Source organism: Azospirillum terrae, from assembly GCF_053470425.1.
Window position 1 is genome coordinate 303,409 of sequence record NZ_JBPXMR010000004.1, and the last position, 12,970, is coordinate 316,378.

Below are 12,970 nucleotides of genomic sequence, written 5' to 3' on the forward strand. Positions count from 1 at the left end.
GGCCCCGCTTGACGATACGGGTCAGGGGTCCACCACCGCCGGCTCACCCTTCTGCTTCTCGGCGGTTTCCTCCAGCTTGGCGGCGCGGACCAGCAACTCGGCCTCCAACCCCTGTTCGCGCGCGTCGATGGCACCGGCCATGGCGCGGAAGGCGCGGGCCAGCCGGCCGACCTCGTCCGGCCGCTCACGCAACGGGTCCAGCGTGAAGGGGTTGAAGCGCCCGTTCTCCAGCGCCGTCGCCGCACCGGTCAGCCGCGCCAGCGCTTCCGTCTGCCGCCGCAGCGCCAGCCACACCGCCCACACGCCGCCGACAACCGCCAGCGCGCCGACCAGCAGCCCGGCCCACAGAGTCATCGGCAGGCCCGGCAGCGGCAACCGCACCAGCGCCGCCCCGCCACCCTCGACCGCCGCCACCGCGGTCAGCACGCCGCCGTCCGCCACGGCATGCGGGCGCCCCTTCGCGGCCTTCGCCGCGTCCAGTTCGGCCCGCGAGAGCTGCGCCTCGGCGCTTCCGCCGCGCGTCAGGACGGCGGTGTCGCCCCCCAGCACCCAGACGGCCACGGCACCGCCGGCCAGCGCATCCTCGACGGCGCGCTCCATGCCGAGGCGGCGGGTGATCTCGCTCAGGCGGGACACGTCGGCGGTGACCTGGACGATGCGCGGCTTGTCCACGCCGGCGACGCCGACGCTTTTCACGGTGCGGCCGTCCTCGCGCCGGGCCGCCGGCTGCACGACCACCGCCGGGTTGCGGCCGAGCAGCCCGTAGAACGCCGCGGTCTTGCCGTCCGGCGTGAAGGTGAAGTCCTGCCCCGGCGTGCTGCCCAGCACGACCTTGCCGCGGGAGTCGGTGACCAGAATGTCCTTGAGCGCGGTGCCGTCCACCACCGACTTGAGGCGGTCGGCGACCGCCTTGACCGGCAGCTTGGCGGCCTCGGCGGAGGCGGCGTACTGCGCGGCCAGCGCCGCCTGCGCCACCATCTGCTCGGCAACGGCGGCCTCGGCCTCGGCCGGAACGGTGCGCGCCAGCGCCGCGGCGTGGGCGAGACGCCCGGCGGCGCGTTCCGCTTCGGCGCGCGTGCGGTCGAGCAGCGCGCCGCGGGCTCCCCAGGTCAGCGCCACGGACGTTGCCGCGACGGCCAGCACCAGCAGCGCGGCGACGAGCAGAAGAATCCGGCGTTCGAAGGTCATGGCTGTCCTGGAGTTGCGGCCCGCCTCTGTTCTAGGGAAGCAACGGGCCGCTTGTCCAGAAGGCCAAATGTCTCAGCGTTCGCCTCAGCGCTCGACGAACGCCTTCTCGACCACGTAATGGCCCGGCTCGCCGCTGGAGCCCTCGGCGAAGCCGCGCTCCTCCAGCAGGTCCACCGTGTCGGCCAGCATGCCGGGGCTGCCGCAGAGCATCACCCGGTCGTTCTCCGGATCGAAGGGCGTGGTGCCGACATCGTCGAAGAACTGGCCGGAGCGGATCAGGTCGGTGATGCGGCCCTGGGTGTGGAACGCCTCGCGCGTCACGGTCGGGTAATAGACCAGCTTCGCGCGCACCTCGTCGCCGAAGTATTCGTTCCCCGGCAGCGCCTCCTTGATAATTTCCTGGTAGGCCAGCTCATCCACCGTGCGGCAGGTGTGCGTCAGCACGATGCGCTCGAAGCGCCCGTACACCTCGGGGTCCTTGATGATACTGAGGAACGGCGCCAGCCCGGTGCCGGTCGACAGCAGGTACAAAGTCTTGCCCGGCAGCAGGTTGTCCACCAGCAGCGTGCCCGTCGCCTTGCGGCTGATGATGATCGGGTCGCCTTCCTTCAGGTGCTGGAGGCGCGAGGTCAGCGGGCCGTCCTCCACCTTGATGGAGAAGAACTCCAGCGTGTCCTCGTAGTTGGCGCTGGCCAGGGAATAGGCGCGCAGCAGCGGCTTGCCGCCGACCTCCACCCCGATCATCGTGAACTGCCCGTTCTCGAAGCGGAACGACTGGTCGCGCGTGGTTTGGAAGCTGAACAGCGTGTCGGTCCAATGATGCACGCGCAGCACACGTTCCGTGATCAGGTTGCTCATGAAGCCAGATGTCCGTTTTTTATGGCACCGCACAACGACGAATGAATATTAGCCCACTACCCGGCGCGTCAATATCGAACAATTCACAAGATTTTTTGGCCTTATTGGAACAGCGGTTTTAGCGCAAATATCTGTGGATCAGTACCAGTACCCGCTGACCCGATAGCGCGGGCGGCGGCGGGCGTGCGGGAACGGCAAGTGGATGGGCAGCGCCTCCAGCCCCGGCAGCACCGGCGGCGGGGTGCGCAGTTCCATCAGGCGGCGGACGCGCTCCGCGGTGTCGGGGTGGGTGCGCAGCAGCGACGGCCCGCCGCGCGACCGGCCGCCGGGCAGCATCGCGCCTTCCCAAACATGCCCTTGCAGCCGGTCGATGCGCGACAGCGCCGAGGCCACGCCCTCCGGGTCGCCGGTCAGGTGGGCGGCGTCGAGGTCGGCGTCGTACTCGCGGGTGCGCGACAGCGCCAGTTGCAGCAGCGCCCCGGCGGTCGGCGCCAGGGTCAGCAGCAGCACCAGCGTCCAGGACACGCCCTCCTGCTCCATCAGCATCAGCGGCAGATTGACCACCAGCAGCGCCGTGCCGAACAGCGCCATGAAGCGGGTCAGGCTCGCCACCATGTCGGCGAGGCCCATCACCCACAGGTCGTTGTTGCGGACGTGGCTGATCTCGTGCGCCAGCACGCCGGCCAACTCGCGCAGGGTCAACTCGCGCAGCAGGCCGTCGGTGATGGCGACGGCCGCCTGATCGCGGCTGCCGACCGTGAAGGCGTTCAGCATCGGGCTGGCGATGTAGTGAATGTCCGGCGCCCTGGGCAGCGCGGCGCGCCGCGACAGGGCGTCCACCACCTCGAACAGGCGGGGTGCTTCGGCGTAGGACAGGCGGCGGGCGCCAAACATGCTCAGCACCAGGCGCGGCGACACCCGCGGGCTGAACAGCAGGCTGAACGCCCCAGCGGCAAAGGCCCACAGCACGCCCTCCCCGCCCGCGACGATCCAGCCGCACAGCGTCAGCAGCCCCACCATGCCGCCCAGCAGCAGCAGGGAGTGCAGCAGGTTCATCGTCTTGTGGCGTCGATGCACCGTGGCCGCCGCGGTATTGGTCGGTATCGTGCGCATGCCGGATATTTTGGGGCAGCCGCCGACGATTTCACCCACTTGAATTGCTGAATTGCGGACGCACATGCCAGAGCGGGACCTGACCTGCTTTTGCGATGCACACCATGAGCAATCCCTACGAGATCCTCGGCGTATCCAAGACCGCCTCGGCGGACGAGATCCGCAAGGCGTACCGCAAGCTCGCCAAGAAGTATCACCCCGACCTCAACCCCGGCAAAGCCGACGCCGAATTGCGGTTCAAGGAGATCACCGCCGCGAACGACCTGCTCTCCGACCCGGAGAAGCGGGCGCGCTTCGACCGCGGCGAGATCGACGCCGATGGGCAGGAACGCCCGCAGCGGCACTATTACCGCGACTACGCCGGCGGCCCCGGCGGAACGCAGTACCACGGCGCCGACGCCATGGCCGACGACGATCTGGAGCACGTCTTCGCCGACCTGTTCGGCGGGCGCGGCTTTGGGGGCGGCCGGAGGGGCGGCCGTGGGGGTAGCGATGCCGGCATGTGGATGAAAGGCGGCAATCTCAGCCTGACGCTGCCGCTCGACTTCCTCGACGCGGTCAAGGGCGGCAAGCACCGGGTGACCATGCCCGATGGCCGCACGCTGGACATCGACCTGCCCGCCGGGCTGGAGGACGGCGGCACCGTCCGCCTCAAGGGCCAGGGGCTGCCGGGCGTCGGCGGCGGGCCGGCCGGGGACGCGCTGATCACCGTGCAGGTGCGCCCGCATCCCTTCTTCCGGCGCGACGGCGGCGACGTGCGCCTCGACCTGCCGGTGACGCTGGCCGAGGCGGTGCTGGGGACCAAGGTGCGCGTGCCGACCATCGACGGAGCGGTGATGCTCAGCGTGCCCAAGGGGGCCAACAACGGCACCGTGCTGCGCCTGAAGGGCAAGGGCATCGCCGACCCGCAGAAGGGCACGCGCGGCGACCAGTACGTGACGCTGCGCATCGCCCTGCCCGATCCGCCCGACCCGGCGCTGGAGGAGTTCGTCAAGAGTTGGACGCCGCCCGCCGGCTACGACCCGCGCCGCGGGATGGAGGTCAGTGGATGAGCATCGGCTTCGACGAGGTGCTGGCGAACTGCCGGCGCGCCACCTCCGGCGACCTGACGCTGTGGATCGAGCGGCACTGGGTCCGCCCGCACCACGAGGGCACCGGCTGGACCTTCAGCGAGATCGACGTGGCGCGGATCGAGTTGATCTGCGACCTGCGCCACGACATGGACGTCAACGACGAGGCGGTGCCGGTGGTGTTGTCGCTGCTCGACACCGTGCACGGGCTGCGCCGCCGGCTGTCGCTGCTGGCCGATGCCATCGCCCGCCTGCCCCCCGACGCGCGCGACGCCCTGGCCGCGGAAATGCGGCGGGGGGACGAACCCTCTCCCGCCCCGGGAGAGGGTGGCGCCGAAGGCGCCGGGTGAGGGTAAATCCAAGGATCCTTGAATTTACCCTCACCCTCCCACGCTGCGCGTGAGCCCCTCCCTCTCCCGGGGCGGAAGAGGGATTATTTCACCTGCGGCAGCCGCTCGAACTGGTGGTAGGGCGGCGGACTGCTGAGGGTCCACTCCAGCGTCGTGGCGCCCTCGCCCCAATAGTTCGCTCCGACCCGCTTGCCGTACCAGATCGTGTAGATCGCCGTGGCGATGAAGATGATGTGCCCGGTGAACGACACGTAAGAGCCAAGCGACGATATCAGGTTCCAGGCGTGGAACGCGTCGGGGTAGTCCGGGATGCGGCGCGGCATGCCGGCGACGCCCAGGAAATGCTGCGGGAAGAAGGTCAGGTTGGCGCCGATGAAGGTCAGCCAGAAATGCACCTTGCCCCAGAACTCCGGGTACTGGCGCCCGCTCATCTTGCCGATCCAGTAATACCAGCCGGCGAAGATCGAGAATACCGCACCCAGCGACAACACATAGTGGAAGTGCGCGATGACGTAATAGGTGTCGTGCAGCGAGATGTCGAGGCCACCATTGGCCAGCACCACGCCCGACACGCCGCCGATGGTGAACAGCACGATGAAGCCCAGCGCGAAGAGCATCGGCGTCTTGAACTCGATGGAGCCACCCCACATGGTGGCGATCCAGGAAAAGATCTTGATGCCGGTCGGCACCGCGATGATCATCGTCGCCGCCGTGAAATAGGCGCGCGTGTCGACGTTGAGGCCGGTGGTGAACATGTGGTGCGCCCACACCACGAAGCCGACGACGCCGATGGCGACCATCGCGTAGGCCATGCCCAGATAGCCGAAGACCGGCTTCTTGGAAAAGGTCGAGATCACCTGGCTGATGATGCCGAACCCCGGCAGGATCATGATGTAGACTTCGGGGTGGCCGAAGAACCAGAACAGGTGCTGGAACAGCAGCGGATCGCCGCCGCCCTCGGGGTTGAAGAAGGTGGTGCCGAAATTGCGGTCGGTCAGCAGCATGGTGATGGCGCCGCCCAGCACCGGCACCGCCAGCAGCAGCAGGAACGCCGTCACCAGCATGCCCCAGACGAACAGCGGCATCTTGTGCAGCGTCATGCCCGGCGCGCGCATGTTGAAGATCGTCGTGATGAAGTTGACGGCGCCCAGCACCGACGACGCCCCCGCCAGATGCAGGGCGAAGATCGCCATGTCGACGGACGGTCCGGGATGCCCCGAGGCCGAGGAGAGCGGCGGGTAGATCGTCCAGCCGGTCCCCGCTCCGGGGTCCACGAAGACCGAGCCGAACAGCAGGCAGAACGCCGGTACCAGCAGCCAGAAGCTGATGTTGTTGAGGCGCGGGAACGCCATGTCCGGCGCGCCGATCATGATCGGCACGAACCAGTTGCCGAAACCGCCGATCAGCGCCGGCATGACCACGAAGAAGATCATGATCAGGCCATGCGCCGTGGACACCACGTTCCACGTCTGGCCACTGGACACGATCTGCAGGCCGGGGTTCTGCAACTCCGCACGGATGATGCCGGACAGCGCCAGACCGGCGATGCCCGCCACCAGCGCGAACACCAGATACAGCGTTCCGATGTCCTTGTGGTTGGTCGAGAACAGCCAGCGCTGCACGAAGGCCGGCTTGTGGTCATGACCGTGGTCGAGGTCGTGTGGGTGGGGGTGGACGTGCGTCTCGCGTTGCTCGGCCATCGCAGCCTCTCTCACTCAACGGTTGCGCGCGTGTCGGCGCGTTCGGCGATTTCGGTGTGCGGCGCCGTCCGGGGCGCCATCTGGGGCGCCAGCATGGCCTGCTTCTTCCCGGCGGCCCATTGGGTGAAGCGGTCCTTCGGCACCGCCTCGATCTCGATCGGCATGAAGGCGTGGTTCACGCCGCAGATCTGCGAGCACTGCCCGTAGTAGATGCCCGGCCGCTCGATGCGCATCCACGTCTCGTTGTTGCGGCCGGGGACGGCGTCGTGCTTGATGCCCATGGCCGGCACCGACCAGGAATGGATGACGTCGCCGCCGGTGACCAGAATGCGGATGTTGGTGTCGACCGGCAGCACCACGTGATTGTCCACGTCCAGCAGCCGGCGCTGCGGAGGCTTGACGTCCTCGGGCGGGATCATGATGGAGGAGAAGGTGAAGCCGCCCTGGTCCGGGTATTCGTAATCCCAGTACCATTGCCGGCCGGTGACCTTCAGCGTCATCTCCGCCTGGTGGGTGCGGTCGGCGAAATACAGCAGGCGGAACGACGGCACGGCGATCACCACCAGGACGATCACCGGCACCACGGTCCACAGCACTTCGATCAGCGTGTTGTGCGCGGTTCGCGACGGCACCGGGTTGCGCTTGGCGTTGAAGCGCAGCATGACCACGCCCAGCAGCCCGATCACCAGCACCACGATGGCGACCATGATCCACAGCAGCAGGTGATGGAAGCTGCTCATCATCTCCATCACCGGCGTCACCGCCGTCTGGTGCCAGAGCTGCCAGGGATGCGGTTCGCCGATCACCGGCGGCGCGCCGTCCTGCGCGAACGCGCTTCCGGTCAGGGCCGTCCAAAGGGCCGCTGCGGCCCATCCTTTCGCGGTTCTCACTCGATCCTCCCGCACCACGGATTCCTTGCTTGAGCGCTGAACAGCCGAGGTGCAGGAAAGTTACAGAAGCGCTTCTTCCTTCAGCATCTTCCGGTGAATGGCGACCGCCGCCACCGCCGCGTGCCCCATGGCGACGGAGATCTGGTTCAGCCCCTCCACCACGTCGCCGATGGCGAACAGGCCGTCCACGTCGGTGCGGCAGTGGGCGTCTACCGCAAACCGCCCCGTCTCGCCCAGCCCGGCGCCCACCGGCTTGGCCAGGTCCGTCCGCGGCACGGCGCCCAATGCCGAATACAGCGTGTCGAAGACCAGCCGCTCGCCCGCGGCGGTGGTCAGTGCGGCGATGCGTCCGGCCTCCGTGTGCACCTCGGTCACCGGTTCCTCGACGGCGCGGACGTTCATCGCGGCCAAGCGGCGCCGCTCCGCGTCGGACAGACCGAGCGGGTCGCCCAGCGTCAGCAGCGTTATGTCGTCGGTGTACGTACGCATCCACAGCGCCTCGCCCACCCCTTGCGCGCCGTGACCGATGACGCCGACGCGCTGGCCGATCACCTCGAAGGCGTCGCAGATCGGGCAATGGCGGACCAGTCCCCGCTGCACCGCTTGGTAGAGGTTTGGCAGCACCGGCTCCACGTCGATGACGCCGGTCGCCATGATGGCGGTGCGGGCGGCCACCTCATCCCCCGCCTCGGTGCGGGCGACGAACAGGCCGCCGCGCTTTTGCAGCGAGGCGACGCAGCCGCGCTCGACCGGCGCGCCGTAGCGCTTGGCCTGCATCCGCATCCGGCCCAGCAGGTCCATTCCGGTGATGCCGTCCGGGAAGCCGGCGTGGTTGTGCGACAGCGGGATCCAGGCGGCGCGCGGCGCCCCGGCGTCGATCACCAGAAAGCGGCGGCGGTAGCGCGCCAAGTAGATAGCGGCGGTCAGCCCGGCCGGCCCGCCGCCGATGACCACAACGTCCAGAGGCGCCTCGGTCATGCGCGGGTGTCCGCCATCTCGGAGTTCATGACAGGTGTCGCTACGGGAACACCGACGGCCGCGCCGGGTTCCAGCATCGCAGCAAGCGTCCTTTCGCCGCGCCCTGGCGGCGTTGACGCCCGCCGGTTGCCCCTGCAACTGTATTCATACCCGCAGAGGATGAATCGCCTTGGCCACCGCAGCCCCGCTCCACAGCCCCGCCGACATCGACCCGGAGATCCTCGATGTCGCGCCGATGGTCCGCAACTTCGGCGGCTTGACCGCGCAGGTGAACGATCTCTACGCGCTGTTCCTGCGCAACGAGGAGGATCTGCGCGCCGACCTCGCCGCCCGGCTGGCGGCGGGCGACCTCCAGGCCGCGCGCCTTGCCGCGCACGCCGCCGGAGGTGCCGCCCGCACCGCCGGGGCACACCGGCTGGCCGAGCTGTGCAGCGGCATCGAGGAGGCGCTGGTGCGCGGCGATTCCGGCACCGCCACCCGCCAGTCCGCCCTGCTGGCCGCCGCCATCGCCGAGGTCCGCAGCATGGTGGCGCGGATTTGAGCGTCCACATACGGAATTATGGTTTTGGCAATCAATCCGGCGTAACACCTTGAGCGTGGCGCAACTGGGAGGTGCCCCATGCCCTTGAGCGTGCTGGAAGTCGCGATCTACGCCATGGTCCTGACGGCGGCCGATCCGAAGCCTTTCGAATGCGTCAGCGTGCAGCCGGACGGCGTCAACTGCACCAACGGCCTGTTCGCCGAACCGCTGCCAGGCGGTGGCCTGAAGTTCAACACCGGCATCACTGTCGCCATCGGCCGCGACCGCAACGTGGCGTTTTCCAACGGCATCCAGATCCACCTGGATTCCTCGGCCTGGGCGCACTTCAAGCGCGGCAACACCACTGTCGTCTCGGCGAAGCGCATGGACCCCAAGGGCTCGCGCTTCAGCTTCAACAACGGCTACAGCTGCCAGTTCGTCGGCCAAGACCAGGACATGGCCCGCTGCTTCAAGGTGCTGTAGGAGCGCGTAGAGCGACTGGGGCGTTGAGGCCTCTCGCGCAAACCTTTGGTTTGCGCTGGCGGCAGGCGGATCCATTGGATCCGCCGAGAGCCCCCGCGGCCCCATGGCCGCGAAGGCAAGGGGCCGGATGGCCCCGCCCGCCGTTTGAGGGCTAAAATAGGGTTAACCCTGCTTTTGCGTCGCACCGATCCGCCGTCACGACGTTCCTTTGCGCATAGGGGCCGAATTGCGACGGGGTCCTGGGGATGCGCATCACGACGCTCGACTCGCTGCGCGGCATTGCCGCCGCCATCGTCCTGCTGCACCATGCCTACACGGCCCTGCCCACCGCCCACCTCGCCGCCCTCGAACCCTACGTCCATCCCACCCCGCTGCGCCTCGTCGCCGAGGGGCGGCCGGCGGTCATCTTCTTCTTCGTGCTGAGCGGCTATGTGCTGACGCTGGCGCTCACCTCCGGGCGCAAGGCGGGGTACGTGCGCTTCCTGCTCGACCGGCTGTGCCGCATCTACCTGCCGTTCGCTGCGGCGATCCTGCTGGCGGCGGGGCTCTGTCTGGTCATCGGGCCGGGGCCGCTGGAGGGCGTCAACCGCTGGATCGATTCCTGGTCGTGGAGCCGCGACGTGACGGTCGAGCTGGTCGCCGCACACCTGCTGATGACCGGCCGCAGCGACGCCGCGGTGCTGGACGGCGTGATGTGGAGCCTCGTGCACGGCCTGCGCATCTTCGCGTTCCTGCCGCTGCTGATGCTGTGGGGCCGGCTGCGGCCGCGTGTGGCGCTGGGCTCGGCGCTGGTGCTGTTTGCGGTGGTCGGCGTCGGGTTGGAGCAGGCCGGCGTCGGCACCCGCCCGCTGTACGGAGAAACGCCGTGGCAGGCGGTGCTGGTGACGCTGCACTTCGTGCCGTTCGTGCTGTTCGGCGTGGTGCTGGCGCAGCACGGCGCGCTGTTCATCGCGGTGCTGCGCTGGGTGTCGCCGCCGGGGCGCGTGGTGCTGTGGGTGACCGCCGGCATCGCGCTGACCATGACCACCGACATCGGCAACGCCGCCGGAGCGACGCTGCTGATCGCGCTGACGCTCGGCTCGCCGGCTGCGCAACGCCTGCTGTCGGCACCGGCGCTGGAGTGGCTGGGCCGGGTGTCCTACAGCCTGTACCTGACGCACCTGCTGGTGCTGCTGACGCTGTTGCACCTGCTGAACGGTCAGGTGCCGCTGGGCCTGATCCTGATCGCCACCGTGCCGGCGTCGCTGGGCGTCGCGCACCTTTTCCACCGCCGGGTGGAACGCCCGGCCATGGAACTGGGACGCCGGCTGGCGGGGACGGCGGGTTAAGGCTTGGCCGGCATGGCCGGCGGCATTTCGGCCGTCTGCTCCATGGATTCAGCGACCGGCATCATGATGTGGGCGTACGGCGTGCCGCCCCACATGACGTACGGCACCTTGGGGTTGTCGGCGGAGCGCGGATACCCCTGCAGCGAATCCATGCCGTTGAGGATCATCACGTGCGGGCCGGTGTCCACCCATTTGTGCCCGGCGGCCGGAGCCGTGGCGTACGGGTCGTCGTTGCTGGCGTCCGAACCGCCGGCCAGCATGTAGCCGAGGCCGATCTGCCCCTTCGGCGGCTCCTTGTGCTCCATCCACGCGCTGGCCCACGCCATGCCGTTCTTGTCCAGGCACATGGGGTCGTTGCCGGGCGTCGTGGGATTGTCGGGCATGCAGGTGAAGTTGCCCGTCCCCTGGCGAAGCGTGCGCATCTCCATCTTGTCGTTCATGGCGATGATCGTCGCCGTTTCGGCAACCGCGCGCGGCGCGGCCGACATGGCGTTGGCGATCATCTCGGCGTCGGTCTTCGGCGCCATGTGGCCGGGGCCGCGGTCCTGGGCGAAGGCGCCGGCGGACGCAAGCGTCAACGCCGCCGCGGAGAGAGACAGGGCGATCCTGCACGGGTTCATCTGATTGCCCTCCCAGACATGCGCAGCCGAATTGGCTGCCCTGGAAGCATGCACCCTTCGCCATTCAATGATTCAATCTCTGGCGGATGTACATCCCAAGAACCTGCCGGCGGGGCGCAACTCTCCCAAGGGTGGGGAAGACTACGCGGCGATCAGCTCAAAGCGGTCGACGTCCACCAGCCCGCGGTCGGTGATCTTCAGGTGCGGAATCACCGGCAGCGGCAGGAAGGCCAGTTGCAGGAACGGTTCGGCAAGGGGACAGCCCATGTCCTCGCGCACCGCCCGGCGCAGGGTGCGCAGTTCCCGCTCCACCGTCTCGAACGGCTCCAGGCTCATCAGCCCGGCGAGCGGCAGCGCCAGTTCCGCCAGCACCCGGCCGCCACGCACCGCGACGAAGCCGCCCTGAAGCGCAATCAGCCGGTTGACCGCCACGGCCATGTCGGAGTCGTCCGCCCCGACGACGCAGACGTTGTGGCTGTCGTGCCCGACCGACGAGGCGATGGCCCCCAGACGGAAGCCGAAGCCGCGCACGAAGCCGCGCCCGACGTTGCGGTTCACGCCATGGCGCGACAGGACGCAGACCTTGAGGATGTCGCGCTCGGGATCGGCCACCGTCCGCCCGCGCCGCTGCGGCACGTCGAGCGACAGGCGCTCGGTGATGATCTTGCCGGGCAGCACGCCGATCACCGGCTGGGTGGCGTTGCCGGCGGGCACCGCGAAGTCCTCCGCCGTGACGGGATCGAGCTTGACCGAGTTGAGGCCGACCGGGTCGACCGGTGCCCGGTGCGCGAAGTGCTCCGCCGTCACCACGCGGCCGTCCTTGATGACGCGGTTAACGGCGCAGGTCTCCAGATCGTCGAGCAGCACAAGGTCCGCCTTCTGCCCCGGCGCCACCAGCCCGCGGTCGAACAGCCCGAAGCCGCGCGCCGCCGACCACGTCGCCGCCCGATAGACGTGCGCCACCGGTGCGCCCAGCTTGATCGCCGCGCGAATGAGATGGTCCATGTGCCCCTCCTCGGCGATGTCGAGGGGGTTGCGGTCGTCGGTGCAGAATCCAAGGAACGGCGAGGTTTCCGGCGCGATTACCTCGGCCAGCGCGTGCACGTCCTTCGACACCGAGCCGTCGCGGATCAGCACCTGCATGCCCTTGCGCAGCTTCTCCATTGCCTCGGCGGCGCTGGTGGTTTCGTGGCAGTTGCGGATGCCGCAGGAGAGGTACGCGTTCAGCTCGCGGCCGTGCACCAGCGGTGCGTGCCCGTCGATGTGCCGGCCGTCGAACGCCGCCAGCTTGTCCAGCACCGCGGGCAGCTTGGCGAAGATTCCGGGGAAATTCATGAACTCGGCCAGCCCGATGACCTGCGCGTGATCGCGGTAGCGCACGAGGTCGTCCGCCTCCAGCCGCGCGCCGGAGGTCTCCAGTTCGGTCGCCGGCACGCAAGACGACAGCTGGACCCGCAGGTCGAGCGCCATCGTCGCGGCGCTGTCGAGGAAGTAGCGCAGGCCCCGCTCACCCATCACGTTGCAGATCTCGTGCGGGTCGCAGACCGCCGTGGTGGTGCCGCGCGGCAGGACGCAGCGGTCGAACTCGAACGGTGTCACGCAGGTGGATTCGCAGTGCACGTGGCTGTCCACGAAGCCCGGCACCACGGTGAGCCCGCGCCCGTCGATCTCCTGCGTACCGTCGTAGCTCTCATAGGTGCCGACGATGCGGTCGCCGCACAGCGCGATGTCGCCCTGCGCGATCTCGCCGGTCACCACGTTGAGGAAGCGCGTGTCCTTGATGACCAGATCGGCCTTCGCGTTGCCCAGCGCCTGATCGATGCGCGCCCTCAGATCGTCCCGCGTCGGATTGTTCCGCTTCGCCACCATACC

At 68.7% G+C, this 12,970-nt stretch carries 13 protein-coding genes; 5 read left to right on the top strand and 8 right to left on the bottom strand.

Annotated features, from left to right (window positions below; all coding sequences use genetic code 11):
• Positions 1-21: 21 nt before the first annotated feature.
• The 3 genes from ACSVDD_RS13925 to ACSVDD_RS13935 form a co-directional block, all read right to left on the bottom strand.
• Positions 22-1,188, bottom strand: coding sequence for a HAMP domain-containing protein (locus ACSVDD_RS13925; RefSeq protein ID WP_448189958.1), 1,167 nt, complete (start codon positions 1,186-1,188; stop codon positions 22-24).
• Between the two features lie 84 nt (positions 1,189-1,272).
• Complete coding sequence (locus ACSVDD_RS13930; protein ID WP_448189959.1) at positions 1,273-2,046, bottom strand: ferredoxin--NADP reductase; 774 nt, start codon at positions 2,044-2,046, stop codon at positions 1,273-1,275.
• Between the two features lie 138 nt (positions 2,047-2,184).
• On the bottom strand, positions 2,185-3,159 hold the full coding sequence (locus ACSVDD_RS13935; protein WP_448189960.1) for a zinc metalloprotease HtpX: 975 nt from the start codon (positions 3,157-3,159) through the stop codon (positions 2,185-2,187).
• A 104-nt stretch (positions 3,160-3,263) separates the two neighbouring features.
• On the opposite strand from ACSVDD_RS13935, the gene ACSVDD_RS13940 reads away from it, so the two are divergent.
• Together ACSVDD_RS13940 and ACSVDD_RS13945 are read left to right on the top strand one after the other, a co-directional pair.
• Positions 3,264-4,211: a DnaJ C-terminal domain-containing protein gene (locus ACSVDD_RS13940; RefSeq protein WP_448189961.1), complete on the top strand. Its 948-nt coding sequence runs from the start codon at positions 3,264-3,266 to the stop codon at positions 4,209-4,211.
• On the top strand, positions 4,208-4,579 hold the full coding sequence (locus ACSVDD_RS13945) for a chaperone modulator CbpM (RefSeq protein WP_448189962.1): 372 nt from the start codon (positions 4,208-4,210) through the stop codon (positions 4,577-4,579). The genes ACSVDD_RS13940 and ACSVDD_RS13945 overlap by 4 nt, the downstream gene beginning before the upstream one ends.
• Positions 4,580-4,662: 83 nt before the next feature.
• Here ACSVDD_RS13945 and ctaD read toward each other — a convergent pair whose 3' ends face one another.
• The 3 genes from ctaD to ACSVDD_RS13960 are packed head-to-tail and all read right to left on the bottom strand — an operon-like array spanning position 4,663 to position 8,147.
• Positions 4,663-6,279 (bottom strand): cytochrome c oxidase subunit I, encoded by a 1,617-nt coding sequence (ctaD, locus tag ACSVDD_RS13950; RefSeq protein WP_448189963.1) that lies wholly within the window; start codon positions 6,277-6,279, stop codon positions 4,663-4,665.
• An 11-nt stretch (positions 6,280-6,290) separates the two neighbouring features.
• Positions 6,291-7,169 carry a cytochrome c oxidase subunit II gene (gene coxB, locus ACSVDD_RS13955; protein WP_448189964.1) on the bottom strand — a complete coding sequence of 293 codons (879 nt, stop codon included), beginning with the start codon at positions 7,167-7,169 and terminating at the stop codon, positions 6,291-6,293.
• A gap of 60 nt (positions 7,170-7,229) precedes the next feature.
• Positions 7,230-8,147, bottom strand: coding sequence for an NAD(P)/FAD-dependent oxidoreductase (locus ACSVDD_RS13960; RefSeq protein ID WP_448189965.1), 918 nt, complete (start codon positions 8,145-8,147; stop codon positions 7,230-7,232).
• 169 nt (positions 8,148-8,316) lie between these two features.
• Between ACSVDD_RS13960 and ACSVDD_RS13965 the strand changes: the two genes are divergently transcribed.
• From ACSVDD_RS13965 to ACSVDD_RS13975, 3 genes are all read left to right on the top strand, one after another.
• A complete protein-coding gene (locus ACSVDD_RS13965; protein ID WP_448189966.1) occupies positions 8,317-8,688 on the top strand; it encodes an Hpt domain-containing protein in 372 nt (123 codons plus the stop codon).
• A gap of 78 nt (positions 8,689-8,766) precedes the next feature.
• Positions 8,767-9,150 carry a hypothetical protein gene (locus ACSVDD_RS13970; protein ID WP_448189967.1) on the top strand — a complete coding sequence of 128 codons (384 nt, stop codon included), beginning with the start codon at positions 8,767-8,769 and terminating at the stop codon, positions 9,148-9,150.
• A gap of 245 nt (positions 9,151-9,395) precedes the next feature.
• On the top strand, positions 9,396-10,478 hold the full coding sequence (locus ACSVDD_RS13975; protein WP_448189968.1) for an acyltransferase family protein: 1,083 nt from the start codon (positions 9,396-9,398) through the stop codon (positions 10,476-10,478).
• On the opposite strand, the gene ACSVDD_RS13980 is transcribed toward ACSVDD_RS13975, so the two are convergent.
• Together ACSVDD_RS13980 and ade are read right to left on the bottom strand one after the other, a co-directional pair.
• On the bottom strand, positions 10,475-11,098 hold the full coding sequence (locus tag ACSVDD_RS13980) for a hypothetical protein (protein ID WP_448189969.1): 624 nt from the start codon (positions 11,096-11,098) through the stop codon (positions 10,475-10,477). The two genes, ACSVDD_RS13975 and ACSVDD_RS13980, sit on opposite strands and share 4 nt — an antisense overlap.
• A 141-nt stretch (positions 11,099-11,239) precedes the next feature.
• A complete protein-coding gene (gene ade / locus ACSVDD_RS13985; RefSeq protein WP_448189970.1) occupies positions 11,240-12,967 on the bottom strand; it encodes an adenine deaminase in 1,728 nt (575 codons plus the stop codon).
• Between the last annotated feature and the right edge of the window lie 3 nt (positions 12,968-12,970).